This window comes from Neptunicoccus sediminis, from assembly GCF_001719615.1.
GTDB lineage: Bacteria > Pseudomonadota > Alphaproteobacteria > Rhodobacterales > Rhodobacteraceae > Amylibacter > Amylibacter sediminis.
Genome location: NZ_MDVX01000003.1, coordinates 135,353 through 160,513, shown reverse-complemented (window position 1 = coordinate 160,513; position 25,161 = coordinate 135,353). Strand labels below are relative to the sequence as shown.

The window sequence follows — 25,161 nt, the reverse complement described above, 5'->3', positions numbered from 1 at the left end:
GGCCTAGGCCACCTGCCCTGCTGCCCAGCCGGACGACCAGGCCCACTGAAAGTTATAGCCGCCAAGCCAGCCGGTCACATCGACGACTTCTCCGATGAAAAACAGGTTTGGAAGTTTGCGCACAGCCATTGTTTTTGCGTCCAGCGCCGCGGTATCCACCCCGCCAAGTGTAACTTCCGCCGTGCGATAACCCTCTGATCCGACCGGTTTCACCGCCCAGCGATGCACCCGCGCGTGCAGGGTTTGCAGGTTGGAATCGCTCTGATCCGCAAGATTGCCTTTCAGCGGCACATCCCCGAGGATCTGCTCCGCCAGTCGCGCAGGCACGATCTGCGCCAGCGCCTTGGCCAAGGACACGCGCCCCTTTTGACCCCGTGCAGTGCGCAGCGTGTCAAACGTGTTCTCGCCAGCGGCCAGATCGACAAAAACTTCATCACCTTCCCGCCAGTAAGAAGATATTTGCAGGATAGACGGCCCCGACAAGCCCCGATGGGTAAACAGCAACCCTTCGTCGAAACCGATTTGGGGCGTGCTCACCCGCGCTTGCACCGAGACTCCGGCCAGCGGCTTTGTCTGCTGCAAGTCCTGTTCGGCAAAGGTCAGCGGCACGAGTCCGGGACGCGTGTCCACCAGTGGCAGGTCAAATTGGCGGGCAATCTGATAGCCCCAGCCGGTTGCGCCCATCTTGGGAATGGACTTGCCGCCCGTCGCAATGACCAGAGACTGCGCCTTAACATGACCACCCGTGGTTGACAGCCTAAACCCATCATCGCGCGATACGGTGTCAACCGAGGTGTTCAGGCGTAACTCTACACCTGCCGCCTGCGCCTCTTCCAGCAGCATGTTGATGATGTCCTTTGCAGAACTGTCGCAGAACAACTGCCCGAGGGTTTTCTCGTGATAGGGAATGTTGTGGCGGGCCACCATGTCGATGAAATCGAACTGGGTATAGCGGCTTAGCGCGGATTTGGCGAAATGGGGGTTTTGGGACAGAAACCGTTCGGGACGAATGTCCAGATTGGTGAAATTACAGCGCCCGCCACCGGAGATCCGAATCTTTTCTGCCGGTGCCTTGCTGTGATCCAGCAAAAGCACAGACCGCCCGCGGCGCCCCGATTCAATCGCGCACATCAGCCCCGCTGCGCCCGCACCCACGATACAAACATCAAATTTTTCCATGCCCTGCCTTATCCAGCAGCCCCGCGCAAAACAAGTGGTCGTTTTTCGCAATTTACCCTTTGCAGACCGGCAAGGTTAAGGTTAAACAGCGCCCCAGTTGGGACGTGGCCTAGTGGTAGGGCAACGCTTTTTGGTAGCGCAGATCGTAGGTTCGAATCCTACCGTCCCAGCCAGTTTCTTTCATATCCACTTTTAAAAAGCCGCCAGTCTATGCGAAAGCTCTTGGCTGCAGTTCTTATTTTTTAATGAATTGATTTTTATCCTACACTTGCGGGTGGTGAGGTGCCGTACAGGACTGTAACAGGTCCATAGTCTGCACCTGTTAATAGCCTAGCTGTAAAATCTTCGGTGATGTGAAAAAAATGACATTAGCCAACTTCCCGTCCGGTTATCGTTCCTAAAGCGTAGATGTGGTTTCCAAATAACTGGGTGAGCTGACTGCAGCTCTCGGCAAACCTGCATTTGGTTTTGCTCGTGTCAGACAAAGGAAAAGGTGGTTGTAGGTAAAATAGTCGGTAGAACGAGATAGTGTTGACGCAAATTCTGCTTGAAGTCCTTGCGTCCAACAAATTCGTTGGGCTTCCGATAGGACCTCTTGCGTAATATTCCTACTACTTGATTGGATACGAATGCTGTTCCCATTGTAGTTTGTCACTGCAGTTTGTGTACAAGCTGCCAAAGCAATGCTGGCCAATAGAACAAATCGAAACATGAATACTCTCCGGATATTATCATTTTGTGTCAAAAAAGAAAAAACTTATTCGGACTGGGGCAAGCTATTAACTAAACCTAAGATTGACAAGTCTAGTATTGCGAGTGTCCGCTTAATTAGAGAAATTTTGTACGGCATCGGCAAAACGACAAGCATGCTAGGTGTAACGCAAAAACATGCAGGTCTTAACCTGACCACAAAACGACTATTTTAAGAAAGTTGGCTGGGACGGTAGGATTCGAACCTACGATCTGCGCTACCAAAAAGCGTTGCCCTACCACTAGGCCACGTCCCAACTGTGGCTGTATTTAGCGCCACAGCTTTCGGGCTGCAAGAGTAAAATGGAGAAAAAATCGGCTCCTTTGGCCTGTTTTCTTCCCCACCCGCGCGGGGTTTGCCGGAATGACGCGGCTTTGACCAAGGATGCCGCGATTTCACAATGCCGTGGTTGGACTATGCAGACGGGCATTGCGCGGGCATCCTTTGGCAGACCGCGTCATCTATCTGGGAGGAAAGATATGCACCGTTTCATACCCTTGTTCGCCGCCGCGTTTCTGGTGGCTTCGCCTGTTGTGTCGCAACCCGATGTCTGGAAACGGGAATGGCCGGGCACTGATTTTAGCAGGAAAACCGTCGACAATTGGGCAGAAATTCAATCCGGCGGGCCGCCGCGTGACGGAATTCCGGCGATTGATGCGCCCAAATTTCATGAAACCTCTGCCGAGACCACCCTGCAACCGAATGAACCTGTGATGACAGTCGCGCTGTCGGGTCAGCCCGAGCGGGCCTATCCGATCCGCTATCTGATCTGGCACGAAATCGTAAACGACTCGATCGGCGGCGTTCCGGTTGCCGTCACCTTCTGCCCGCTGTGTAATTCGGCTGTGACCTTTGATCGGCGCACAGCCCACGGTGTGTTGACTTTCGGGGTGTCTGGCAAGCTGCGGAATTCCGATATGGTGATGTTTGACCGCGAGACCGAAAGCTGGTGGCAACAGGCAGTTGGCCTTGCCATTGTGGGGGATCTGACGGGAACAGAACTGACCATGCTGCCGGGCTGGATGGAAAGCTGGCGGGAATTCAAAACCCGCAACGGTGCCTCCGGTCTGGTCATGCAACAGCCCGCTGCTGGTCGCCCCTACGGACGCAATCCGTATCAGGGCTATGACAGCTCTGCCCGTCCGTTCCTGTATAACGGGGAAATGCCGCCTCACGGCATCGCCCCTGTCGCGCGGGTGGTCAGGGTCGGCAACAGGGCGTGGCCGGTGGCCCGTGTGCGCGCAGCCGGAGGCGTTTCGGAAGCCGGGGTTCATATCAGTTGGGAATCAGGTCAGGCCTCGGCCCTAGATACGGGGGAGATCGCCCGTGGCAGGGATGTGGGCACGATCCGCGTGCGGGATGCGCAGGGCCGTGACGTGGTCCATGACGTAATGTTTGCCTTTGCTTTCCACGCCTTCTGGCCAGATGGGGAATGGATGATCGCACCCTAGGCAGTGGCCGCCATCCTGCCGCCACCGCAGTTTTTTCAAATGCGCCGCGCTTAAAGCAGATCAAGCGCGAGCTGGCCAAGTCCGACCAGCAGAGCCATCATGACGATGCTCAGGATCCAGGACGCGAGGATATGCGTCCGACTGTTGTCTTTCATGTGTTTTCTCTCAACTGTGTGATCAGGTTGCGCCGGAGGTTTTATCGGTCCGGCTGCGATCCCCTGAAAAGGGGCGATTACACAGGAATAGGCGGCGCACGGATCGGGGTTTGCTGGCAGAACCGCTGTCCCCGCAAATTCGCTTTGCTGCTTGTTACAGCAAGCCGCACGCCCTGCGCAGGGTCAAAAACTGTCCGCCCGACCAGCCCTGACAGGGGATCATCCCCGCCCTGCACATCATCGCTCGCCAGCGCCAGCACAGCCTGTCTGCCGCCCTGCGCGATACTGCGCTCTGGCGTGTCCAACCGCTCTGTCAGGGTTGCGCGGGCCGTGTCGTCCCATCCGCTAACCGCGCCAAAACTCCCCGCCAGTGCAACAGCCAATATCATCAGGCAGAGCACGCGGAGAGTGCGCAGGGAAATGGAACCAAAGGTCATCATGGTATGACTATCGGCCTGCGATTGGTTGGAAACAAGTGTGGATTATTGCAGTGCGGTCATGCAGATGCCGCATAACACAAGCGCAATGTCCCGGTCGGAACTTGGTTGAACCAAGCGTGTTCGCCATAAAAACGGACGGGAAGCTTCGTCCTAGTGCATCATTTGGGGCAGTTGATCGCTTCAGAGCTTTTAAGCGCATTGTCCGGTTTAAGCCCAAATTGATTAATGCTGCGGTTTGCGCGGAGGCCACTTTTCGGAACCCGTACCCGCTAGAACTTCCGCTTAACTTGAATTGAAGGTGTGTTAATACCCGTTACAACCTTGTTCAACCTCTCTGGCTCCAACCATTTTCTGCATAGTTTCTCTATTCCAAAATCGCTTTTCGAGGCATATACGAAACGTTCGGCCTGCGCCGCCCTGATCCCATTCATCTCTCGAGCCATTTTTTTCGGTATTTCCACCAACCGCTCCTTCTCTTCACCCTGCCATGTCAGTTCCAAGACACGTGAGGGTGTAAGCGGAAAGCCGACCCTTACTGTCTTATTTGCAAACGCGCCGTCGCCATAGACCTTATTATGAGTTTTGGGGTCAGAAATCCGAGTGACCGGACTGTCCGATGTAATTAGATGCTGGTCCTCGCTGCGTCCAACTACCCATTTCATGTTCAGGAAAATGTTCGCGAGATCTCCTATAGTGCCGAGCACCGGCAGGCCGGCTGAACGCAGAACATTAATGCAAAAGTTGTTAGAGTCACTCAATAATTTGCGCATCTTTTCGCGTTCTTTGCGAGAAATTCTTTTGCCGGTTTCCTCTTCGTAGTTGTCGACAGATTGATCATAAAAATCTTTATCAGTGGCGATGAATTGAGACGTGTGATGTGCGACCATGGCCATCATTTCGGCACCAGCACGGACGGTAGAGGGCGAACGCAAGTATTGGGCAGCTAGGAACAGTGCAACGTGTTCACGTTTTTCACCTTTCAAAACTTTGCCCGCACAGAGTTCACCCCAGAGAGGTGCGGCGTTACCTTCAATAACTGCCAGAAATTCTTCAGCCTCATCAAAGCGTTCGCCGTCTGCGCCGATTGGGCTATAGAAATTCGTCTCGACGGCAGTAGCTTCTGCTTTGTTTCCACGCGGTTCATCCCCACCTGAGTAAGTCCAAACAAACCCCTCCGGATCGCAAAATTTAACCAAATAGAATCGTGGTACAAAATGCTGCTTTTTGGTTCTGGAGGTCATTTAGACTGCTTCCACAAAGTAATCCCGTATACAAATTCGTATCTTGGATGCGACCTGCCGCTAGAGTTGTAAATTGGGCAGTGACATAAACCATGCAAGATCCGTTTTGTCCGCCATGCCCACAGGCAGGCCGCCCTCGCGTCGCACTCTCGCTTTAGGAACCGCCTAGCTGACAATATCCATAAACTCGCGCCATTCCCGTGCGCTCATGCCTACATCTGCGGCTTCGACCTTTTCGCCTTTCAGCATCTTGCGCAGGGCTTCTACCGCGGGCTGGGACAGTTGTGCGCCACCCAGACGGTAATCCTCAAAGGCTTTGTAGGCGTAGGGCACCCAATCTGCCACAAGGCGACAGATTTCTTCGGCATAGACGCGGATTTCGTACTGGGCGTGGGAATCTGCCCGCAGCCGCAGGAAGTGGAACAGGTTGTGCAGATCTACCTTCCAATACCACTGGGTATAGATGTTGGCAGGCAGGTTCATCCGCGCCAGTTCTCGGGCCAGCGCGATGCCGTTACCGTCTTCGCCCTCGTCGATCATCGTGGCGTAATTGTCATAGGCCCGCGCACTGTCTGCCTTGAGCATCTCAAGCACCCGCTGCGCATCTTCCCCGACCAGCGTATCGCCGCGCCCCTGATTGTTGATCACGCTCTGCTTGGCGAGATGTTCTTCGGCGGGGATATAGAACTCACGGTCCAGAATCGAATACCGCGCGGAATATTCGTTCACATTCGCGGTGCGATGGCGAATCCACTGGCGGGCCACGAAAACCGGCAGTTTGACGTGCAGCTTGATCTCGCACATCTCAAACGGGGTAGAATGCCAGTGCCGCATCAGATAGCGGATCAGACCTTCGTCATTTTGCACCGCTTTGGTGCCCTTGCCATAGGACACACGGGCCGCCTGCGTGATCGCCGCATCATCGCCCATATAGTCGATCACCCGCACAAACCCGTGGTCCAGAACCGGCTGCGCGGTATAGAGATGCTGCTCCATTCCCGGTGCAACCACACGGCGGGTCGGCGCGGATTGCGCCCGTTGTTCGCTGATTTCGGCCTGCTGTTCCGGGGTAAGTGGCATCTGCTGTGTTCCTGTGTTCCTGACTCGCTGGCCACTATATCTAGAAGTCTGCGTTCAATAAACTCGATATGTGGCGGAAACTGCGGAAAATTCCAAAGTCACAGCCCGCGATAGTTTTGCAACAGGTTCACCACCCGAGAGTTTGAAAAGATTGACAGAATCCGCAGCTTTCCGGTTAGTGGGGACAACGAGGCAGTTAAAAAACAAAAAAAAGCAGGAATTGAAAATGAGATTCTCATTGGCAGCAGCAGCGTCCGTGGCTGTGTTCTTATCCGCATGTGGTGGCTCAACTGACAGCGCGTCCGATGAAACAGGCGACACAACCGGCGGCACCGATGGTGGCACCGAAGAAGAAGTTGTCATTGATACCGGACCAGCCCATATCCTGCTGGAGGGCGACAATCAGGCAACCCGTCTGGAATATGACAGCGACGCAGACCAGATCATTGTCGAAAAGATTCCGTTCGACGATGAAGTTTTCGAAAGCCGTCTTGACCGCACCGCCAGCCGTGATGAAAGCGCCTACCGAGCTTACTCCAGCAAACGCGGCTTTGACGATTACACCGCTTACACCCGAGAAACGGACAGCGGCGCAGTTTCTGTAATTGTGGTGAATAGCGGCGAATACAAAGATCACGGTTACAGCGGCGCAGCTTACACACGCACTGGCACCACCACCCTGCCAACCGAAAACCAGCGGGCTTTTTACGAAGGTGAATACCTTGGCACACGGACCAGTGAAGAATCCGGCGGCATGGACGTTATTGTTGGCGATGCAGAACTGGAAGCCGATTTCTCAGATGACACAATTCGCGGCAGAATCACCAAACGCCGCGTGACCGAAGATGAACTGGGTGTGGGCGCGGGAACAGATATTACGCTGGCCAATACAGCGATCGACCGCAGTTCTGGCGTCTTCAACGGTTCGGTATCCCAAACAAATGATGATGTTACCTCCGAAGGAACCTATTCGGGTATCCTTGGCGGCGATAACGCGGATGAAACAGCGGGCTATCTAATCCTTGAACGGGACGCCACCCGTGAATTGGGCGTTTTCACAGCCGTCGAACGATAATCGTAAAGGACCGCGCGGGGGATGCGGCGTTTACTTACCAGACTTGTGACACTTGGAACGGTCAGCCTCGGGTTGGCCGTTTCTGTCGGTTTTGCCGCCCCCCTGTCCATGTCTCCGCAAGAGGCCCGCGCCTTTGCGTGGCGGTCCCTTCAGCAGGACCGCCCCCATATTGCCCTGCAAATCGCGGAGGCGCTGCACACCCGCGATCCTGACAGCTATGAGGCCAGCCTGCTGCGCGGCGAAGCATTGCGCCAGTTGCGACAAACCAAAGCAGCGAAAGCTGCGGCGCTAAAGGCGTGGTCTGCGGCAGAAACGCCCGAGCACAGGTTCAACGCCGCCCATCTGGTTGCTAAAACCTATTTTGCCGACGGGGCCAAACTGCGGGCGCAATTCTGGCTGCGGCGGGCTGCGCAAAATGCACCGGATGCGCAGGCGCGCCGGATGGCGCAGCGGGATTTCAACGTGGTACGCCGCAGCAAACTTCTGTCCACGGCCCTGTCTTTCTCGGTGTTTCCGTCGTCCAACATCAACAACGGATCCACCAATGATGCGCTGGTGATCGGCGGTTTGCCCTTCCGCGTGCCAGCCTCCGGCCAACCCCATTCAGGCACAGGCTTCCGGCTCGGAATCTCCACGCGTTACAATAAGGCGCTGAATGACAGGACGCTGCTGCGGCTCGGATTTAGCGCGACGGGCACCACGTACAAACTCTCAAGCGAGTCCAAGGCGCTCGGTTCCGGCAAGACCGGCTCGGATTTCGCCTATGCCGCGGTAGAGGTTCAGGCCGGCGTAACGCTTTACCCCGACAGCGGCGAATCCCCGGGATTTGGCGCGACACGCTTTGACCTTGCCCTCGGGCGAAGCTGGTACGGAGGCAGCCCTTTGTCCAATTTCCTGCGGGTCGGTGCCGCTCAGGATTACCACCTCTCCAAAACCGCAAGGCTGCGCGGCACGCTAGAGCTGGAACGGCAAAACCGGCTTGATGCGGCCATTTCTTCGGCCAATATCGCCAGTTTCACCCTTGATATGCAGCACCGGTTCAAAAACCGCGCCCGTGTTGGATACGGGCTTTATCTGCGCGACACATCCTCGCGCTCCAATCTGGTAGAAAGCCGTGTGGCAGGCGCTCAGCTCAGCTACTCTCCGCCGCCCCTGCCGGTGGACGTGGTGCCGACCTTCTCCCTTTCGGCAGAGCGCACAGATTACCCGCGCCTGAACATCGGTGGCGTCCAGCGGGTGGACGAACGCGCCCGCGCTGCGGTCTCGCTGTTGTTTCCGGCGGTAAATTATTACGGATTTGCCCCCACTTTGAACCTGAGCGCAAGCAGAACAAACTCCACCGTTCCGATCTATTCCACAAAGGACCTGCGGATGAACATCGGTTTCAAATCCACCTTCTGACCCTTGGAATTTGCCGCGAGACGGAATGCAGGCTAGACTGGCCCCATAGCTGAAAAGGGGCGCTGATGGAAACTGCCCGCCACCACCTGCACAGACTGACGCTGGCAGCCATGTCCTGTCTGGTCGCGCCGAGCGTACAGGCCTGCGGCATTGCGCTGGCTCTGGCGGTGGATGTCTCCGGTTCGGTGGATGATCGGGAATATGATCTGCAAATGGGCGGGATCGCGGCTGCCCTGCGGGACGGGCTGGTGGCAGATGCCCTGCTTGCAGAGGAAGCTGCCGTGATGGTGGTTCTGTGGTCCGGCAGTTCGCGGCAAACTGTTGTGGTGGACTGGCAACGGTTGGGTAGGCCGCAGGATGTCGAAGCTTTGGCCCGCGCGGTTGAAACCGTCCCCCGCCAGTGGCGCAATTATTCAACCGGCATCGGAGAGGCGCTGATCTTTACCGCAAACCACTTTGCGCCGGTGTCGGATTGCGCCCGTCGTGTCATTGATGTCTCCGGTGATGGCACCTCCAATGAAGGGGCACCGCCGGAAGAGATCAAGGAAATCCTCGCCGCTGCGGGCTATGTTATCAACGGGTTGTCTATTGAAGGAGAGACCGCCCAGCTTACGGAATATTACCGCAAAAATGTCATTGCAGGCCCAAACAGCTTCGTGATGCCTGCCTTTGGCTTTTCCGATTATCCTGAAAAAATCCGCCGCAAGCTGATCCGTGAGGTCACAAAGCAACTCGCGCGGGGATCACAAACAAAAGAAGACGGATAAATCCGCCTTCAATGTTCTTCAAATACTCTAAATCCGCCTTCCGGTATCAATGCGTTTCCGGTTTTGCAGCGTTCGGGAAAAACAACTGCTGCCCGTCCCGCGTGTAGGCCGCTATCAGCGACTGGCCTTCTTCTGAAAGCATCCAGCTCAGGAACATCTGCGCCCCTTGAGCGTTCACATGGGGATGGCGTTCGGGGTTGACGGCGATGATGCCGTATTGATTGAACAAGGCCGGGTCTCCCGCATAGAGGATTTCATGGGCGTCCTTTCCGGCAAAGGCAATCCATGTGGCCCGGTCTGTCAGGGTATACCCTTCGGACTCCACCGCAATGCGCAGGGTCGCCCCCATGCCCGTGCCGGTCTCTCGATACCATTGTCCCGCTGCCGTTTCCACATCTACACCTGCGCCGTCCCAAAGGCTGCGCTCTTTCTTATGCGTGCCGCTGTCATCGCCCCGTGAAAAGAATGGCGTACCGCTATCGGCAATTGTCCCTAGCAGTTCGGGCAGGGTTTCAGCCGCGCGCAGCCCGTCAGGGTCGGACTTCGGCCCGACCAGAACAAAATCGTTATACATCAGATCAAACCGCTTCACCCCGTAACCGTCAGCCACAAAAGCCTCCTCTGCGGCTTTGGCATGGACCAGCAGCACATCCGCATCGCCGTTGCGTGCGTTGTTGATCGCCTGTCCGGTTCCCACAGACACAACATCCACCCGCAATCCGGTTTCCGCTTCAAACAGTGGCAGCAGATAGGCGTATAGCCCCGAATTTTCCGTCGAAGTGGTAGATTGTACCAAAACCCGCTCCGGATCGGCCAGAACGAGGTTGCCAGCAAGGGCAAAGGCCGCAAAACTACCGAGAAATTTGAACATACGCATGGGGTGCCTCCGCTAAAGAATCTAATGTGCTAAGTTTGGCACATTGGTCTTATCGGTAGCCCCTGCCCTGACCACACGCAAGCCCGAAGACAGATGAGCATAAAGAAAAACAACCGCCGCGCAGAGCGCATTGCCCAGACGCCGCAACTCAGAGCCAAAGTTCTGGTGCGCAACGACATGATCGGGGCGGGTAAGATCGAACTGCTGCGCCGCATTTCAGAAACAGGCTCGATCAGCGCTGCCGCCAAGGACATGGGGCTTGGGTATCGACGTGCGCTGTTCCTGCTGGAAACAACCCAGCGCATGTTTGACGCACCGCTTCTGATCACCGAACGGGGCGGCAATCGGGCCGGAAGCAGGCTCACCCCGCTGGGGCTGGCACTGGTGGAACGGCACCGCGCCTTTGAGCAGGCGCTTGAGCAGAGTGCCGCAGGGTTTCTGGACTGGCTCGAAGCGCACCAGAATCAGGACCCTCTGCCAGACAGTTAGCCCGAAACCTCTTGAAACACCCGCAGGCTGGCCCTATATCAGTCATGTTCCGCTTGCGGGACTATGGTGATAAACGCGCATGTAATAAACGGATCGGACCCGGGGGCGGTACCCGGCGACTCCACCAAAACACCTGTCTTTGCAGGGGGTATGGGGTCGAAACAGGATCGACGGACGTCTAAAGATGTTAGCTTTTACTCGGTGAGTTACCACCGTTATCGGTACGATTAAGCTAGTTGCAAATGACAACAGAGCTCCAGTTGCCCTCGCTGCTTAAGCAGTGCGGAATACTGAAAACTTAGTCCTAGGCTTTGCAGCCTAGGCGGGGTCCGCAGGCACCTGGCAACAGAAGCCTGCACTTTCATTCCAGCTCGGTTACACCTCATGTGTTCTCTCCTGCGGCAATCGCAGAGTTTTTTCATGCACAGGCGCAATTCTTTGCCAAGTTGCACTTTCCATAGTGGCTGAACCAGCTATTGTAAGGAAAAGACCCTGACAACCGCTTGGCAGACCACATGACAGATACCATTCCATACGGCCAATTAATGCACCGCGCCATGCGGGGCCTGATGCGAGAGCTGTTGATCGACATTTCAAAAGCGGGGCATCTCCCCGGGGAACATCATTTCTTCATCACATTTGACACAAACCATCCCGGTGTCGACATCGCGGACTGGCTGCGGGAACGCTACCCCGAGGACATGACCGTTGTGATGCAGCACTGGTTTGACAATCTTGTGGTGAGCGATGACCGCTTTGCCGTGACGCTGAATTTCGGGGACCAGCCGGAGCCTCTCGTCATTCCCTTCGACGCGATCCGCACTTTTGTGGACCCGTCGGTGGAATTCGGCCTGCGTTTTGAAACCCACGAAGATGACTACGACGACGATTTCGATGATGTGCCGGAAAGCCCGATGATCGTGATCGAGGAGGACGAGGACGACGCGGAGGAGCAGCCAAAGGGTGACGCGGAAATCGTGTCTCTGGACAGCTTTCGCAAACACTGATCCGCGTGTTTTAGGAACGATTTTAGAAGGGGGCTATACGCCCCCTTTTTCATGCGGGCGGTTCATGTTCCAGCCGACAGAAACAGGAGGCGCGGATCGGGCGGTCTGCGCGGGCATTGGCGATGTCGAGCCGCTGTTTGATAAGATGTGCCTCGGCCATTTGTCCGGTTTTCATCAGACATTCGTGCAACCCGTGCAGCGCCCAGACGTTATCGGGGTTCTGACAGGCGCGGGCGAGTTTTCCGTCCAGTCCCAGATCAGCGCGATAGACGGCTTCGGCTTCTTCGACCCTTCCCTGTTCCAGCAACAATGCCCCGAGCGCATGACGGCTGGGCTGCATCCAGCCCCAAGGCTCCGCATAAGGCAAAGTGTCATCCAGCTCGACCGAGCGGCGCAGATGGGCAAAGGCGGTATCATAGTCACCTTTGCGGTAGGCCAGCTCCCCTTCCAACATTTCTGCGCCGATATTCAGAAGATCCGAACACAGGTTGTTAAACAGCAATCGCGTTTCCGGCACGGCGGCTTTGGCCGGATAAAACGTCGCGCGGTGCTGTTCAGCGCCCGCCACATCGCCGCTGGCTGCACAGGCCACCGCTTTGGCATAGGCCGAAACCGCATGTGTATAAGCATAAAGTTCAGTGTCTGCGGGTGGGGTATAGGCTTTGATCGCGTCCCACTGGCCAAAGCGGATCAGTGCGTGCAATCGCATGGGAAAGTAGCTTTCCTTCCAGTCCGCCACAGGTTCGATGACCTCGGGTGTCAGCAGGTTTTCCAAATGGTCCGCCGCCTCCAACGCAGGGCCGATCTGGCCGAGAAACATGGCCCCGTAAAGCTGGAAATGCAGGTTGTGGCACACATAGGTGGTGTAAAACGTAAACGGACCATGTTCCGCCAGATACTTCTGATCCGCCTGCCACGCCCGTTTGTTACGTGCTACGACGTTACTGTATTCCCCGCAGAGCACGTCAATATGGGTTGCCATATGTTGCAAATGTCCCGCGTCGGGCACCAGTACGGTCAGCGCATCCCCCGCCTTTAGCGCCCGTTCGGGGTGCGGCGACATCTCCATGAGATGAATATACATATGCAGCAAACCGGGGTGCCGCATCGCCGCGGGATCATTGGCAAAGGCGGTTTCCATCAGGGTCATGGCCTCTGCCGTGCTGGCCTGTTCGGCGGGGGTGCCCGACTGCAAATCCCAGAGCATCCACGGCGTGCGCCCCATCAAGGCCTCTGCGGTCAGGGCGCAAATATCCAGATCCGTTGGATGCTGTTGATACACAGCCCGCATTTCCTGTGCGTAAGCCTCTGTATAGGGTTGGAAATCCTCAATTTCGGCCTGTTCGATATTTCGCGCAGCCAACGCCCGTATCAGCGCCTGTTCCTGCGGGCTGGCCTGCTCTACCCCTGCAAGGGCCGCGGCGTAGTGCTGTTGGAACATTGTGACCGCCTTTTGCTTTTCGCGGTAGGGAAAATCCGGCCATGTGTAATTGTAATTCGGCCCGATCGCATAGCAGATGCCCCAATGGGCCATGACACAGGCGGGATCAGCCTCCAGCGCCCTCTGAAAACAGGCGATGGCCTCGTTGTGGTTGAACCCGAAGGTCCAGTTCAGCCCGCGATCAAACCAGCGTTGGGCCTGTTCTGACGGGGTGGTGATGGCGCGGCTGTGGGCGCCGAGATCAAAATAGCTGTCCATTGCGCCACAGTGGAATGACTTTTGGACGTTGGCAAGGTCCATCCCGCCCAGTATATGGAAGCGAGTTTTTTCACACAGGAGCGCATCATGAGCGACACCCGCACAGAAACCGACAGTTTTGGCCCGTTGGAAGTTCCTTCCGACAAATACTGGGGTGCGCAAACCCAGCGCAGCCTGAAAAACTTCCCGATTGGTTGGGAAAAACAACCGGTTGCCGTGGTTCGTGCCCTTGGCGTGATCAAGAAAGCCTGTGCGCAGGCGAACAAGGAGTTGGGCAAGATTCCGGCAGAACTGGCCGATGCGATGATTGCAGCTGCCGGTGAAGTGGTGGAAGGCAAGCTTGACGATCACTTTCCGCTGGTGGTCTGGCAGACAGGGTCCGGCACCCAGTCCAACATGAATGCAAACGAGGTTGTGTCCAACCGTGCGATTGAAATGCTCGGCGGGGAACTGGGCAGCAAAACCCCCGTCCACCCCAACGACCACTGCAACATGGGGCAGTCGTCCAACGATACTTTCCCGACAGCGATGCACATTTCCGCCGCGATGACAGCCCATGACGTGCTGATCCCCGGTCTGGAAAAACTGCACGCCGCGCTGGTGGCGAAATCCGAGGCCTTCAAGGACATCATCAAGATCGGCCGCACCCACACGCAGGATGCAACCCCGCTGACACTCGGTCAGGAATTTGGTGGTTACGCCTATCAGGTGGAACAGGGCATCAAACGGGTGAAACACGCGCTGGAAAACATCTATCCGCTGGCCCAAGGCGGCACCGCTGTCGGCACCGGCCTGAACACCCCCAAAGGCTGGGGCGAAATGGTTGCCAAGAATATGGCCGAGATCACCGGTCTACCGTTTGTCACCGCCCCGAACAAATTTGAGGCGCTCGCCGCCCATGACGCCCATGTGGAAATGTCCGGTGCGCTGAAGGTGGTTGCGGCATCCCTGTTCAAGATCGCCAACGACATCCGCTTGCTCGGCTCTGGGCCGCGCTGTGGTCTGGGCGAACTGATGCTGCCCGAGAACGAGCCGGGTTCGAGCATCATGCCCGGCAAGGTGAACCCCACCCAGTGCGAAGCGCTGACACAAGTGTGCGCCCACGTCTTCGGGAATGACGCCGCCGTCGGTTTTGCCGGTTCCCAAGGCCACTTTGAACTGAACGTCTACAAACCGATGATGGCCTATAACGTCTTGCAATCCATGCAACTTTTGGGTGACGCGGCTGTGGCCTTCACCGACAACTGTGTTGACGGGATCGAAGCCGACGAAGAGCGGATTTCGAACCTGATGTGGGAAAGCCTGATGCTGGTCACAGCGCTGGCGCCGGAAATCGGGTATGACAATGCGACCACCGTTGCCAAGACCGCCCACAAAAACCGCACCACTTTGAAGGAAGAGGCTGTGAAGCTGGGCTTTGTGACCGCCGAACGCTTTGACGAAGTGGTACAGCCTGCGGATATGATCGGCCCCAAATAAGCGCCTTTCCTATAGCTTGACACCCAGAGCCGCCCTGCCCCGTGCAGTGGCGGCTCTTTTAATAAAAACCGAAATACTATGAATTTGCGTATTAACGGAATCCACAGCAAAACGTTGCTAAGACCAATTTGATGAGAACAGATACACGGGGTGGACCGATGAAATTTCCTTATAGTTTCGCAACAAAAATCGCAGGCCGGAAAGAGCAGAAAAATCATCCGTGCGAAAATACCTGCGCGCGGGATCCGTCCACACCAGCCCCCCGCCAAACCGCTTCCACCACAAGAGACGCGGACTGGCTGGGCACCGGCGTGTTGCGGGATGAATTCGCCACAAAAAGCGCCGCTTTCGCCTATCGCGCAGCCCACAGGCATCGGGCGATGGCCTACCAAAGCGCCACCGCCGGTTAAACCGACGGTCGCGTGGGCCTATCCGAATTCACTACCCTTGGTGGAAACGGACCGCGCGAACCGCTACATTTACCTTAAGTCAGTGTCTTTTATGCCAAATCCGACAATGTTTAAGGGACGTTGAAGGTTTAGTTCTTGTGTGACCGCCCGGGGTGATTTACCGTTTCTTTAACAACCTAAGTTTCCGTCAGAGAAACAAAAGGTGAAGAGGCGGGCAGCGGATAACATCACCAGCATAAGGTGGGAGTCTATCTGCCCAAGGGTATCGGGCAGGTAAATTGGCATATTTTACCTTTTTTGAGGTTAACGGTGATCCGTTAAACAGCAATAATCTCCGTCTGGGGTCCAGCGGACGTGCCTATATCGAAGATAACGACGGCTTTCTGGAATCCGGTGCAGATGACACCGGGGTGCAATTCTCCATCGACGGCGAAGATTTCTATTCTTCTGCCTGGCCCGACTACACCTCCACAGGCGATAAGGTTGAAATTTTCTCGGCCACAGTGCGCATTCAAGGATCGCAAGAGACCGTAACCTTTGCCTATCTCACTGCCGAAAGGGATGGTGTGGATGACAGGGTTGACCGGATCGTCCAGCTTTCCGGCCCTGAATTCAGCCCGAGAATGCGGCTGCGCGACATCGAGTTGGAAACCGGCAACAGCAATGTTCCCTATAACTCCATACCTTCGATCATTTGTTTTACGCCGGATGCCATGATCACCACCCCGCGCGGACAGGTTGCGGTGCAGGATTTGCATGTAGGTGATCTGGTGATTACCGCCGACAACGGTTTGCAGGCGATCCGCTGGATCGGGCGCAAACGGATGAGCGGCGCACGGCTGCAGGCCTATCCTGAACTGCGCCCTGTGCGTATCCGCAAGGATGCCTTCGGGCCCGGACAGCCGACACGGGATCTTTGGGTCTCACCGCAACACCGGATGCTTGTGCGCTCTGAACGGGCAACTTTGGATTTCGGAGAGAGCGAAATGCTGCTGCCCGCCAAGGGACTGTTGAATGACAGCTCTATCACTGTGGATTACGGGATGCGCGAAACCGATTACATCCATATCCTGTTTGACCGTCACGAGGTGATCTTCGCCAATGGAACGCCCAGCGAAAGTTTCCACCCCGGCCATCACGCGATGGATACGATCGACGATGAAGCCCGCACCGAACTTTTTGAAATTTTTCCCGAGCTGGAGACCACACCTGACGATTACGGCCCCACTGCGCGGCTTAGTCTGAAGGTGCAGGAAACCCGTGCTTTTCTGCGCCGTAGCAAGGGCAGCAATCTAACTTCGGTAGGGAAATTACTGAACGACTCCAACCGCTTCGCTATGTGACCAGAAAGACTCAATTTGATGGAAACAGACGCGATCAACGGTCTACAGAATTGAACACCATCCCGTGATGACGCAGTATGGGTTCATAAAACGATCCGGCAAAAGCTGGACAGACATGAGGCAGGCGATAACGTCCCCGCGACGAGGCGGGGACGGCATCCCGAACAAACAGGTGTGATGTGAACATCACGTTTTACGAAACGCTCGGTCGCCCCGACGCAGACCCTGATTGCACGATCCTTTCAACGGGCACCGCAGAACTGGCGGTTGCACAGGACACGTTTCTGAACGCTGTGACGCCTTTGGCGCGCTGCCAGATAGAGGGTGTGGACTACCGGATTTGCGGGCCGGATGCCCAGTCGGTCTGGGTCGGCACCGTTAATCCCGACCGGCGCGATCAGCGGCAGGTAGAATTTGCCCGACTCCGGCGCGAGGACGGTCAGCGCAGCCCGTCCCGTATCGTCCTGACCAAAGGCCATGTGGCGCGGGGCGAGGCGATTTGCAGGATTTCCCAAAGCCGCGAAACAGCAATTTTTGACGCGGATGGTCTGGTGTGTTTCACCCAAGACTGCCGGATCCTGACGGCGTTTGGTGATTTGCCGGTAGAGGATCTGCGCATCGGGGATCTGGTGCATACGGTCGATAACGGGCTGCAACCCATCCGCTGGATCGGGTCGCGCGAAGTGTCCCGTTCCCGCATTGATATGGCGGATCACCTGCGCCCCGTCATCATCCGGCGCGACAGTTTCGGCCCCGGACTTCCCTCAAACGACATCCGGGTTTCACAGAAGCACCGGATCGTGCTGGAAACACCGGAAATCACCAAGGCTTTTGGCAACGGAGGCATTTTCGCGCCCGCGTCAGTTCTGCTGAACGGAAGCACCATCCTGCTGGACCCTGCCCCCACAGATACCCGTTACATTCATCTGCTGTTTGACGAACATCAGGTGATTTTCGCTGATGGCATCCCCACAGAGAGCTTTTACCCCTGCCCCAACGGGTTGATGTCACTGACGCCGGAAGATCGCGCGGAGGTGTTTTCGATCCTGCCAGACCTTGCGGATCATCCGCTGTGCTATGGTCCTTGCGCACGGCCCTTGCTGCCGCCCAAGCTGAAACAGATACTGGCAGCCTGATGGAGTATGACCGCCCGCGCAAACACTCCCTGTCATTGAAAGGCCACCGCACCAGCGTTTCGCTGGAGCAGGAATTTTGGGACGGGTTTCGCGCCATAGCACAGGCGGAAGGTGTCGCGCTCAACGCGCTGGCGGCGCGGATCGATGCGGAAAGGGGGATAGACTGCGGTCTGGCCTCGGCTATACGCCTGTTTGTGTTTCGCTGGTATCGGGATCACGGCGCGTCAGACTGAGGTGAATGCCGTCCTGCGCGCGCACTGTCAGATGGGCGGCAGGCACGGGAATTTTGCCCGCGACAGGCGAAAACCGGAAAGATTTGACCAGCATCGCCAGCAGTAACACCCCTTCGACCATAGCAAACCCCGCGCCGGTACAGACACGCGGTCCCGATGAAAACGGGATATAGGCCTCTCTCGCTGGGGTTTTGGTTTCCGGCCTGTTCCAGCGGTCCGGATCGAACACATCCGGTTTGTCCCAGAACCGCTGGTGCCGGCCCAGATGCCACGGAGAGATGACGATCTGGCTGCCAACTTTGATGCGGCGCTTGCGAAAGGTCTCTGATCGCAGGTTCTCGCGCACCATCATCGGCACAGGGGGATAAAGCCGCAGCGCTTCGCGAAAGACGTTGCGGGTGAATGGCATTTTCGACAGGTTCTTAAAGGTAATATCACCCTCTGCACTGGCGGCTTTGGCCTCGGCTGCGACGCGTTCTTGGGCATCCGCGTCCATTGCCAGCAGGTAAAGCGTCCATGCCAGCGCCGAGGCAGAGGTTTCATGCCCTGCAAGAAAGAAAATCGCCACCTGATCCACCATTTCCGCGCCGCTGAATTTCTCGCCCGTCAGGGGATCGGCGGTGGTCATGATCTTGGTGGCGAGATCCTCGGGTGCGGTACCGGCGGCAATCGCGGCTGTGCGCTCATCAGTGAGCTTGGTTAACAGAGCGCGGATTTTTGCGCTGGTTTCCTTGGTGCTGCTGCGCTGGAAGGCGGGCATCCAGCGGGGCATTTTGAAAAAGCTCGCCACATTCATCAGGGGCTGGGTGCGCTGGTAGTTGCGGAAATTCTCAAACACGCTGCTGGCGTCATCATCGGTGATCGGGATGGAAAACAGGGTGCGGAAAATCACATCGGCCGCCAGTTGCGAGGTTTGTTCTTCTATTTCCAAGGGCGTCCCATCGGCCAACGGTGTCAGTCGCGCCACCGCGTCCGCACCGGCATCGCGCATCGAAGGGAAAACATCGCGCAACCGTCCGCCCTCAAAGGCGGGGTCAATAATGCGGCGTTGGTGTTTCCATGTCTCTCCGTTTGAGACAAAAACCCCGTCCCCCAGCAGCGAATAAAGCGCACCGCGAATGATCTCGGATTTGGGGAAATCGTCGGGACGCTCGTTCAGCACGGTTTTGACCAGCTCCGGCTGGTTCACGAAGTAGCTGCGAAAGAAAGGCATGCGAAATTCTGCCATCCACGCACGGTAGAGCCTTTCAGGTTGGCTCGCGAAAATATCTTTCCGGAACAGTTGGATATGCTGCCAGAGCGAGACTTTTTCAGGCCGCGATGCGGGCTTCGGAGGGGTGTAATCTGTCATGCGGACTGGCTGGTGTGGGGGTTCACGGCACGGGTGATCCGTGACGGTGAATGGCTGCGATGGGCAAAACGATCCCCCAAGAACTGCGGCCCTGCGGTGATTTTGAAATAGTCGTAATCTTTGGGCTGATCGAAAGCGCAAAGATACTGGAAATGAAGGCGAAAAAAGCGGCGGTGAAGCTCTTTGCGCTTAGCCTCGGACAGGGTTTGCGTGAAGGCAGCTGACAGGACCAAAGGGTGCAATTGGCCGGTTTCAGGGGCTACACCCGACACGGCCACCGGATCGCAGAGCGCAAACGTCGCGCCGTCGCCCGGCGCAGAGACATCCACCCATGACAGGCGGTTTTGCTGGCAGAGGTAATTCAGATCGGCCCGCAACCGCGATGCATTGCGCAGGAAACTGACCATCGGGATCACCTGTCCCAAAGTCAGCAAACCAAGGCGCGGGCCATTGGCAGGCACCCTGCCCTGACGCAGCAAATCCGCAAGGATACTGACCGCAAGATGCGCACCGGAGGAATGACCCACCACAAGGACTTCATCCACATCAGAGCGCACGGCCTGTGCAATCCGGTCGGCAAATTCGGCCATCCGCGCCTCCAGCTCTGGCGGGTTTTCCCCTTTGTAGCGGGCGGAGTAGCCGTAATCGTGCATCAGGTAATAGGCGAACAGCTTCGCATCTTTGCGTTTGAACCAGACCAGAACAGCACATAGGACCGCCGCGCCGAGCACCACACCAACTCCCCAGTGCAGATAAAGTGCCGACAAGTAAAAGGCCGCGCCCCCCAGCGCCAGCGCCAGCAGCAGTTGCAACAATAGCATCGCCACAGGGTACAGCGCGGCCAGAACGGGACCGATCCGCAGTTTCATAAGACCAAACAAGGCACCGGAGCCGATATATTCCCACGCGGTTGACAGCAGCAACAGATATGTTCGGGGAATATTCTGATCCATCGAGTCCTGCACAATATCCGCCCAGAACAGGATTTCCGCCTGTGTGTCCGTTTTCTGCCCGTCAATGTCTGCGCTGATCCCCCAGCCGAAATTCCTCACGCCCTTGGATTTGGGCTGCATGGTTAGGGAATAGCCGGAAATCGCCGCCTGCTCTGCGCTTTCCTTGCGGTAAAGCTCTCGATAGCGGCGGGGCGGTACGGGATCGTAGCCGGGGATGTAGAATAACTGGCGTGTCCGGACGCTGTGCTGTGCCTCTTCGGGCATTTTGAAAACCTGATACTGCTAGATCACGACGAAATTTCACCCACTATAGCGGGAAAATTCAGCAATAATAAGGCATTTATCCGACAAGGGCCAAGGCCGGGAAAGTTTCCAGCAGCCAGTAGGAAAAGACCGAAAACAGGTCGAACACCAACATCAAACCGACACCGATCAACAGGGCGCCCATGATCTTTTCGATCAAAGCCATATGGCGTTTGAACCGGTTCATGATCACAACAGCGCGGTTGATGTAAATGGCGGCGAGGATGAACGGCAAGCCAAGACCAAGCGCATAAAAGGCCATCAGCGTGGTGCCCCGCGCGATAGAACCGTCTTGCGCGGCCACCGACAGGATCGCACCGAGGATCGGGCCGATGCAAGGGGTCCAGCCAAAGGCAAAGGCAAGGCCAAGGATATAGGCACCAAAGGCGCTGCCGCCCTGATCGCCTGCATCAATTCGTGCCTCACGGTAGAGGAACGGCAGGCGGATCAACCCGACGAAATGCAGGCCGAACAGGATGATAACCGCACCGGCGATCATGCCAAAGGCGCGCTGGTTCTGCAAAAACATCTGCCCGAGCAGCGAGGACGTGAAGCCAAGGAAGATAAAGACGGTAGACAGGCCAAGCGCAAAGAAAATTGCGGCGGTGATGACGGGGCGGCGTGATTTGGTGCCTTCGGTCATATCCGCCATGGAAATGCCGCCCATATAGGCGATGTAGGGCGGTACAATCGGCAAAACGCAGGGGCTGAGAAACGAAATCACACCGGCCAGCAGAGCAACCAGAAGCGAGGGCAGCAGGGCTGCGTCTATGACATCAATACCAAACATACCCCTGCTCTACGCGAACGGTACGCTTGCGTCATCCACCATTTGATCACGCTTGCGTGGACTTTTGCAACAAAGCGGATTATCTGGCGGTTATGACCTTTGATGCCGAACTCGATGCAACCGGATTGCTCTGTCCCCTGCCTGTCCTGAAGGCGCGTAAACGTCTGCTGGCGCTGCAATCAGGGCAAGTCCTGAAGGTGCGGGCGGATGATCCCGCGGCTGTGATCGACATGCCCCATTTCTGTGCCGAACAGGGACATAGGCTGATTGACAGTCAAGAAGAAACGGATGCGAACGGCACGGTGCAGATTTATCTGATCGCCAAAGCCTAAAGCAGCAGCGGGCTGGTTTCCTCGCTTAGCAAGACATTGGAATCCACCGCCCCGGCACCCGGCAGGGTCATAATGCGGCGGCGCAGCACCCGTTCAAAATCCGCAATGTCACGGGCAACCACCTTTAGCCGGTAATCATAGAGCCCCAGAACATGCTGCACCACCTGCACCTCGGGAATGGCGGTGACGGCCCTTTCAAAATCCTCCACGCTCACACGGCCCCGTGTGGCGAGTTTGATGCCCAGAAAGACGGTGACGCCGAATCCCAGCGCCTCTTGATTCAGACGGATGCTGCGGCCTGTGATGACGCCGCTGTCCTCCAGCTTGCGAATCCGGCGCCAGCAGGCGGGTTGGGACAGGCCGACCCGCTTGGCCACGGCTGCCGCGTTGAGCGAGCCGTCTTTTTGCAGGGTGCGCAAAATGGCGCGATCGGTATCATCCAGATCCATCATAGCGGCAGAATATCCGAGTTTTTGAGATTGGAGATCAGCATCAGCGCCTCAATATCTGCGATATGGGGCAAGGCCAGAAGATGCGTGCGGTAAATATCCTGATAATGTGCCATATCCCGCGCCAGCACGTTTAATCGCACATCAACACGACCCAAAAAGGTTTGGATTTCATTCACTTCGGGGATTTTGCGGGCTTGGGCAATAAAGGCATCAAAGGCGTTGCTTTGGGTTTTGTCGAGCGTGATCCGCAAGGAAACCTCAACCTCATAGCCTAGCGCCTTGGGGTCAATGCGGATGTCGCAGCCAAGAATAACGCCCGCCGTTTCAAGCCGCTCTATTCGTCGCCAGCAGGAGGCCGTGGTCAATCCGGCCTGTTCTGCCAGTTGCGCCGTGCTTGCGGCGGGGTCATGCTGCATCAGGCGAAGCAGCTTTCTGTCGGTATCGTCAATATTGTGCATGAGTAATTCAATACTGGCAGTATTGGAGAATAACAATTACCCAAATTGCCTTTTATTCCGCAAAATCGAACCCCGTTTTGCGCCATTATCCCTATTCTGCACCCAGAACCGCAGTTTAAGGAGAAAATCATGCGTGTATATTATGATCGCGATTGCGACATCAACCTGATCAAGGACATGAAAGTCGCTATTCTGGGCTATGGCTCCCAAGGTCACGCCCACGCGCTGAACCTGCGGGATTCCGGTGCGAAGAATGTTGTTGTTGCGCTGCGCGAAGGCTCTGCCTCTGCTGCGAAAGCCGAAGGCGAAGGCCTGAAGGTTATGGGCATTGCCGAAGCTGCGGCCTGGTGTGACCTGATCATGTTCACAATGCCCGATGAACTGCAGGCCGACACTTACAAAAAATACGTTCACGACAACCTTAAAGACGGCGCAGCGATTGCTTTTGCACACGGTCTGAACGTACACTTCGGCCTGATCGAGCCAAAACCCGGTGTTGACGTGATCATGATGGCGCCAAAAGGTCCGGGCCACACTGTCCGCGGCGAATTCACCAAAGGCGGCGGTGTTCCCTGTCTGGTGGCTGTGGACCAGAACGCATCCGGCAAGGCGCTGGAAATCGGCCTGTCCTACTGTTCCGCCATCGGTGGCGGCCGTTCCGGCATCATCGAAACCAACTTCCGCGAAGAATGTGAAACCGACCTCTTCGGTGAACAGGCTGTTCTGTGCGGCGGCATCGTTGAACTGATCCGCATGGGCTTTGAAACACTGGTGGAAGCCGGATACGAGCCTGAAATGGCCTATTTCGAGTGTCTGCACGAAACCAAGCTGATCGTTGACCTGATCTATGAAGGCGGTATCGCCAACATGAACTACTCCATCTCCAACACTGCGGAGTATGGCGAGTATGTTTCCGGCCCGCGCATCCTGCCATACGCTGAAACAAAGCAGCGCATGAAAGACGTTCTGACAGACATCCAGACAGGCAAGTTCGTACGCGACTTCATGCTGGAAAACGCTGTTGGTCAACCGTCCTTCAAAGCGACACGTCGCATCAACGACGAACACCAGATCGAAAAAGTGGGCGAAACCCTGCGCGGCATGATGCCTTGGATTTCTGCTGGTAAGATGGTTGATAAAGCCAAAAACTAAACATGGGATCAACGTGTTTGGAATTTTGGGAAAGGGCATCGCACGCGGTGCCCTTTCTGCCTTTTGGCTTTGCCATAGTTTACCCGAGACATTGTAAGAGAGCAGATGACCCCTTCCCCGCAAAATCCCGGTCTGGTGAACTGGCTGTCCATCATCGCCCTTGGCGCTATCTGGGGCGGTGCGTTTCTGGCTACGAAACTGGCGCTGGACGGGTTTGGTCCCTGGTGGGTGGCTGCGGGGCGTGTGGGGATAGCGGCGCTGGCGATTACGGTGTTGGGCGGGATGATGGGTCAGGGGCTGCACCAGATAAAAGGCGTGCGAAGCTGGCTGTTTGTCTGCGCCTTCGGGCTGACCTCGGTTGCTACAGGAATGGCGCTGCTGGCTTTTGGACAACAGCATGTGCCCTCTGCTTTCGCGGGAATTTCTATGGGGGCTGTGCCCTTGCTGATCCTGCCGCTGGCGGCGGTTTTCTCCAAAGAGGAACATATCGGCCCGAGACAGATTGCGGGCTTCCTTGTCGGTTTTATCGGGCTGGCTGTGCTGCTCGGGCCGGATGCGCTGTCCTCCAGCGGACGGGATCTGGAACAATGGGGTCAGATCGCCTGTATCGGTACCGCGGCGAGCTATGCTGTCGGGTCCATTATCATGCGGCGCAGTCCACATATGCCGCAACTTGCACTGGCCGCCGCAACACTTTGGGTTGGAACGGTTGTGTTGGTTCCCATTGCCTTGGTGATTGAAGGCCCCCCTGCCAGTCTGGACCGCCCTGCGGGATATGCCCTGCTCTATGCCGCGCTGATCCCGACCGCTGTGGGAGCAATTCTACGGGTACGTATCATCACATCCGCCGGATCGGTTTTCATGAGCCTGAGCAGCTACATGGTGCCGGTCTGGTCGGTGGTGCTCGGTGCACTTCTGCTCGGGGAGGATTTGACCCGCTCGATGCTTTGGGGGATGGGGCTGGTTCTGGGGGGAATCGCCATCAGCCAAAGCCGCGCGTTGATGTCTTTGTTAAGGAAATAGCCCTCCCGCGGGAGGAGGGTACGGGAGGGCCATTTGGTACAAACACCATCCGGGAGGAGGTAGACGGGTTTGTAATCTGCATTCTTACGAGGCGATGCCTGTGGCGGTGCCTGATCTTTATGCTGCAGCGCAGT

Annotated in this window: 25 protein-coding genes, 2 tRNA genes and 1 other RNA gene; 16 read left to right on the top strand and 12 right to left on the bottom strand. The window is 56.5% G+C overall.

Annotation, left to right across the window (positions count from 1 at the left end; translation table 11 throughout):
• Window positions 1–3: 3 nt before the first annotated feature.
• Window positions 4–1,179, bottom strand: a complete 1,176-nt coding sequence (locus BFV97_RS07240; protein WP_069299671.1) for a BaiN/RdsA family NAD(P)/FAD-dependent oxidoreductase — start codon at window positions 1,177–1,179, stop codon at window positions 4–6.
• 98 nt (window positions 1,180–1,277) lie between these two features.
• Between BFV97_RS07240 and BFV97_RS07235 the strand changes: the two genes are divergently transcribed.
• A tRNA-Gln gene (locus tag BFV97_RS07235) sits at window positions 1,278–1,352 on the top strand.
• Window positions 1,353–2,111: 759 nt separating this feature from the next.
• On the opposite strand, the gene BFV97_RS07230 is transcribed toward BFV97_RS07235, so the two are convergent.
• Window positions 2,112–2,186, bottom strand: a tRNA-Gln gene (locus BFV97_RS07230).
• Between the two features lie 223 nt (window positions 2,187–2,409).
• Here BFV97_RS07230 and BFV97_RS07225 point away from each other — a divergent pair.
• Window positions 2,410–3,381, top strand: coding sequence for a DUF3179 domain-containing protein (locus BFV97_RS07225; RefSeq protein WP_069299670.1), 972 nt, complete (start codon window positions 2,410–2,412; stop codon window positions 3,379–3,381).
• A gap of 232 nt (window positions 3,382–3,613) precedes the next feature.
• Here BFV97_RS07225 and BFV97_RS07220 read toward each other — a convergent pair whose 3' ends face one another.
• From BFV97_RS07220 to thyX, 3 genes are all read right to left on the bottom strand, one after another.
• A complete protein-coding gene (locus BFV97_RS07220) occupies window positions 3,614–3,976 on the bottom strand; it encodes a hypothetical protein (protein WP_069299669.1) in 363 nt (120 codons plus the stop codon).
• A gap of 269 nt (window positions 3,977–4,245) precedes the next feature.
• Window positions 4,246–5,217, bottom strand: coding sequence for a DUF4238 domain-containing protein (locus BFV97_RS07215; protein ID WP_069299668.1), 972 nt, complete (start codon window positions 5,215–5,217; stop codon window positions 4,246–4,248).
• Window positions 5,218–5,382: 165 nt separating this feature from the next.
• Window positions 5,383–6,297 (bottom strand): FAD-dependent thymidylate synthase, encoded by a 915-nt coding sequence (thyX, locus tag BFV97_RS07210; protein WP_069299667.1) that lies wholly within the window; start codon window positions 6,295–6,297, stop codon window positions 5,383–5,385.
• A gap of 226 nt (window positions 6,298–6,523) precedes the next feature.
• Between thyX and BFV97_RS07205 the strand changes: the two genes are divergently transcribed.
• The 3 genes from BFV97_RS07205 (at window position 6,524) to BFV97_RS07195 (ending at window position 9,540) form a co-directional block, all read left to right on the top strand.
• Entirely contained in the window at window positions 6,524–7,372 is an 849-nt protein-coding gene (locus BFV97_RS07205; protein ID WP_069299666.1) for a HupA family protein, read from the top strand.
• A gap of 21 nt (window positions 7,373–7,393) precedes the next feature.
• Window positions 7,394–8,773 carry a surface lipoprotein assembly modifier gene (locus BFV97_RS07200; protein ID WP_069299665.1) on the top strand — a complete coding sequence of 460 codons (1,380 nt, stop codon included), beginning with the start codon at window positions 7,394–7,396 and terminating at the stop codon, window positions 8,771–8,773.
• A gap of 65 nt (window positions 8,774–8,838) precedes the next feature.
• Window positions 8,839–9,540 (top strand): DUF1194 domain-containing protein, encoded by a 702-nt coding sequence (locus BFV97_RS07195; protein ID WP_245667647.1) that lies wholly within the window; start codon window positions 8,839–8,841, stop codon window positions 9,538–9,540.
• Window positions 9,541–9,586: 46 nt separating this feature from the next.
• Here BFV97_RS07195 and BFV97_RS07190 read toward each other — a convergent pair whose 3' ends face one another.
• On the bottom strand, window positions 9,587–10,417 hold the full coding sequence (locus BFV97_RS07190) for a substrate-binding domain-containing protein (protein ID WP_108721651.1): 831 nt from the start codon (window positions 10,415–10,417) through the stop codon (window positions 9,587–9,589).
• Between the two features lie 93 nt (window positions 10,418–10,510).
• Between BFV97_RS07190 and BFV97_RS07185 the strand changes: the two genes are divergently transcribed.
• The 3 genes from BFV97_RS07185 to BFV97_RS07175 all read left to right on the top strand — a co-directional run bounded on the left by BFV97_RS07185 (window position 10,511) and on the right by BFV97_RS07175 (window position 11,913).
• Window positions 10,511–10,906 (top strand): winged helix-turn-helix domain-containing protein, encoded by a 396-nt coding sequence (locus tag BFV97_RS07185; protein WP_083225551.1) that lies wholly within the window; start codon window positions 10,511–10,513, stop codon window positions 10,904–10,906.
• 7 nt (window positions 10,907–10,913) lie between these two features.
• Window positions 10,914–11,266: a transfer-messenger RNA gene (gene ssrA / locus BFV97_RS07180) on the top strand.
• A gap of 155 nt (window positions 11,267–11,421) precedes the next feature.
• Window positions 11,422–11,913, top strand: a complete 492-nt coding sequence (locus BFV97_RS07175; protein ID WP_069299664.1) for an SspB family protein — start codon at window positions 11,422–11,424, stop codon at window positions 11,911–11,913.
• 49 nt (window positions 11,914–11,962) lie between these two features.
• Here BFV97_RS07175 and BFV97_RS07170 read toward each other — a convergent pair whose 3' ends face one another.
• Window positions 11,963–13,612, bottom strand: a complete 1,650-nt coding sequence (locus BFV97_RS07170; protein ID WP_069299663.1) for a tetratricopeptide repeat protein — start codon at window positions 13,610–13,612, stop codon at window positions 11,963–11,965.
• An 87-nt stretch (window positions 13,613–13,699) separates the two neighbouring features.
• On the opposite strand from BFV97_RS07170, the gene fumC reads away from it, so the two are divergent.
• From fumC to BFV97_RS07145, 5 genes are all read left to right on the top strand, one after another.
• A complete protein-coding gene (gene fumC, locus BFV97_RS07165; RefSeq protein ID WP_069299662.1) occupies window positions 13,700–15,091 on the top strand; it encodes a class II fumarate hydratase in 1,392 nt (463 codons plus the stop codon).
• 158 nt (window positions 15,092–15,249) lie between these two features.
• Window positions 15,250–15,501: a hypothetical protein gene (locus BFV97_RS07160; RefSeq protein ID WP_069299661.1), complete on the top strand. Its 252-nt coding sequence runs from the start codon at window positions 15,250–15,252 to the stop codon at window positions 15,499–15,501.
• 278 nt (window positions 15,502–15,779) lie between these two features.
• Window positions 15,780–16,844: a Hint domain-containing protein gene (locus BFV97_RS07155; RefSeq protein WP_069299660.1), complete on the top strand. Its 1,065-nt coding sequence runs from the start codon at window positions 15,780–15,782 to the stop codon at window positions 16,842–16,844.
• Window positions 16,845–17,023: 179 nt separating this feature from the next.
• A complete protein-coding gene (locus BFV97_RS07150; protein WP_069299659.1) occupies window positions 17,024–17,980 on the top strand; it encodes a Hint domain-containing protein in 957 nt (318 codons plus the stop codon).
• Entirely contained in the window at window positions 17,980–18,213 is a 234-nt protein-coding gene (locus tag BFV97_RS07145) for a ribbon-helix-helix domain-containing protein (protein ID WP_069299658.1), read from the top strand. Before BFV97_RS07150 ends, BFV97_RS07145 begins: the two co-directional genes overlap by 1 nt.
• On the opposite strand, the gene BFV97_RS07140 is transcribed toward BFV97_RS07145, so the two are convergent.
• The 3 genes from BFV97_RS07140 to BFV97_RS07130 form a co-directional block, all read right to left on the bottom strand.
• A complete protein-coding gene (locus tag BFV97_RS07140) occupies window positions 18,161–19,564 on the bottom strand; it encodes a cytochrome P450 (protein WP_069299657.1) in 1,404 nt (467 codons plus the stop codon). The genes BFV97_RS07145 and BFV97_RS07140 overlap by 53 nt on opposite strands.
• The gene (locus BFV97_RS07135) at window positions 19,561–20,781 is read right to left on the bottom strand and encodes a hypothetical protein (protein WP_069299656.1); all 1,221 of its coding nucleotides are present in this window, start codon (window positions 20,779–20,781) and stop codon (window positions 19,561–19,563) included. Before BFV97_RS07135 ends, BFV97_RS07140 begins: the two co-directional genes overlap by 4 nt.
• A gap of 76 nt (window positions 20,782–20,857) precedes the next feature.
• On the bottom strand, window positions 20,858–21,610 hold the full coding sequence (locus tag BFV97_RS07130) for a cytochrome c biogenesis CcdA family protein (RefSeq protein WP_069299655.1): 753 nt from the start codon (window positions 21,608–21,610) through the stop codon (window positions 20,858–20,860).
• Between the two features lie 92 nt (window positions 21,611–21,702).
• Here BFV97_RS07130 and BFV97_RS07125 point away from each other — a divergent pair, with 92 nt between their 5' ends.
• Window positions 21,703–21,942: a sulfurtransferase TusA family protein gene (locus tag BFV97_RS07125; RefSeq protein ID WP_069299916.1), complete on the top strand. Its 240-nt coding sequence runs from the start codon at window positions 21,703–21,705 to the stop codon at window positions 21,940–21,942.
• On the opposite strand, the gene BFV97_RS07120 is transcribed toward BFV97_RS07125, so the two are convergent.
• The gene (locus tag BFV97_RS07120) at window positions 21,939–22,394 is read right to left on the bottom strand and encodes an Lrp/AsnC family transcriptional regulator (RefSeq protein ID WP_069299654.1); all 456 of its coding nucleotides are present in this window, start codon (window positions 22,392–22,394) and stop codon (window positions 21,939–21,941) included. The genes BFV97_RS07125 and BFV97_RS07120 overlap by 4 nt on opposite strands.
• Complete coding sequence (locus tag BFV97_RS07115; protein WP_069299653.1) at window positions 22,391–22,852, bottom strand: Lrp/AsnC family transcriptional regulator; 462 nt, start codon at window positions 22,850–22,852, stop codon at window positions 22,391–22,393. Before BFV97_RS07115 ends, BFV97_RS07120 begins: the two co-directional genes overlap by 4 nt.
• A gap of 129 nt (window positions 22,853–22,981) precedes the next feature.
• On the opposite strand from BFV97_RS07115, the gene ilvC reads away from it, so the two are divergent.
• Both ilvC and BFV97_RS07105 read left to right on the top strand, forming a co-directional pair.
• Window positions 22,982–24,004, top strand: a complete 1,023-nt coding sequence (gene ilvC / locus BFV97_RS07110) for a ketol-acid reductoisomerase (RefSeq protein ID WP_069299652.1) — start codon at window positions 22,982–22,984, stop codon at window positions 24,002–24,004.
• Between the two features lie 105 nt (window positions 24,005–24,109).
• Complete coding sequence (locus tag BFV97_RS07105) at window positions 24,110–25,027, top strand: DMT family transporter (RefSeq protein WP_069299651.1); 918 nt, start codon at window positions 24,110–24,112, stop codon at window positions 25,025–25,027.
• Window positions 25,028–25,161: the final 134 nt, after the last annotated feature.

Excerpts from the sequence above, each read along its gene's own strand:
- BFV97_RS07240 (WP_069299671.1), bottom strand. The coding sequence starts at position 1,179 with ATGGAAAAATTTGATGTTTGTATCGTGGGTGCGGGCGCAGCGGGGCTG.
- BFV97_RS07160 (WP_069299661.1), top strand. The coding sequence starts at position 15,250 with ATGAAATTTCCTTATAGTTTCGCAACAAAAATCGCAGGCCGGAAAGAG.
- BFV97_RS07130 (WP_069299655.1), bottom strand. The coding sequence starts at position 21,610 with ATGTTTGGTATTGATGTCATAGACGCAGCCCTGCTGCCCTCGCTTCTG.
- BFV97_RS07175 (WP_069299664.1), top strand. The coding sequence starts at position 11,422 with ATGACAGATACCATTCCATACGGCCAATTAATGCACCGCGCCATGCGG.
- BFV97_RS07120 (WP_069299654.1), bottom strand. The coding sequence starts at position 22,394 with ATGATGGATCTGGATGATACCGATCGCGCCATTTTGCGCACCCTGCAA.
- BFV97_RS07190 (WP_108721651.1), bottom strand. The coding sequence starts at position 10,417 with ATGCGTATGTTCAAATTTCTCGGTAGTTTTGCGGCCTTTGCCCTTGCT.
- BFV97_RS07115 (WP_069299653.1), bottom strand. The coding sequence starts at position 22,852 with ATGCACAATATTGACGATACCGACAGAAAGCTGCTTCGCCTGATGCAG.
- BFV97_RS07145 (WP_069299658.1), top strand. The coding sequence starts at position 17,980 with ATGGAGTATGACCGCCCGCGCAAACACTCCCTGTCATTGAAAGGCCAC.
- BFV97_RS07225 (WP_069299670.1), top strand. The coding sequence starts at position 2,410 with ATGCACCGTTTCATACCCTTGTTCGCCGCCGCGTTTCTGGTGGCTTCG.
- BFV97_RS07140 (WP_069299657.1), bottom strand. The coding sequence starts at position 19,564 with ATGACAGATTACACCCCTCCGAAGCCCGCATCGCGGCCTGAAAAAGTC.
- BFV97_RS07215 (WP_069299668.1), bottom strand. The coding sequence starts at position 5,217 with ATGACCTCCAGAACCAAAAAGCAGCATTTTGTACCACGATTCTATTTG.
- BFV97_RS07185 (WP_083225551.1), top strand. The coding sequence starts at position 10,511 with ATGAGCATAAAGAAAAACAACCGCCGCGCAGAGCGCATTGCCCAGACG.
- BFV97_RS07195 (WP_245667647.1), top strand. The coding sequence starts at position 8,839 with ATGGAAACTGCCCGCCACCACCTGCACAGACTGACGCTGGCAGCCATG.
- BFV97_RS07205 (WP_069299666.1), top strand. The coding sequence starts at position 6,524 with ATGAGATTCTCATTGGCAGCAGCAGCGTCCGTGGCTGTGTTCTTATCC.
- BFV97_RS07105 (WP_069299651.1), top strand. The coding sequence starts at position 24,110 with ATGACCCCTTCCCCGCAAAATCCCGGTCTGGTGAACTGGCTGTCCATC.
- fumC (WP_069299662.1), top strand. The coding sequence starts at position 13,700 with ATGAGCGACACCCGCACAGAAACCGACAGTTTTGGCCCGTTGGAAGTT.
- BFV97_RS07200 (WP_069299665.1), top strand. The coding sequence starts at position 7,394 with ATGCGGCGTTTACTTACCAGACTTGTGACACTTGGAACGGTCAGCCTC.
- BFV97_RS07135 (WP_069299656.1), bottom strand. The coding sequence starts at position 20,781 with ATGCCCGAAGAGGCACAGCACAGCGTCCGGACACGCCAGTTATTCTAC.
- thyX (WP_069299667.1), bottom strand. The coding sequence starts at position 6,297 with ATGCCACTTACCCCGGAACAGCAGGCCGAAATCAGCGAACAACGGGCG.
- BFV97_RS07220 (WP_069299669.1), bottom strand. The coding sequence starts at position 3,976 with ATGATGACCTTTGGTTCCATTTCCCTGCGCACTCTCCGCGTGCTCTGC.
- ilvC (WP_069299652.1), top strand. The coding sequence starts at position 22,982 with ATGCGTGTATATTATGATCGCGATTGCGACATCAACCTGATCAAGGAC.
- BFV97_RS07125 (WP_069299916.1), top strand. The coding sequence starts at position 21,703 with ATGACCTTTGATGCCGAACTCGATGCAACCGGATTGCTCTGTCCCCTG.
- BFV97_RS07170 (WP_069299663.1), bottom strand. The coding sequence starts at position 13,612 with ATGGACAGCTATTTTGATCTCGGCGCCCACAGCCGCGCCATCACCACC.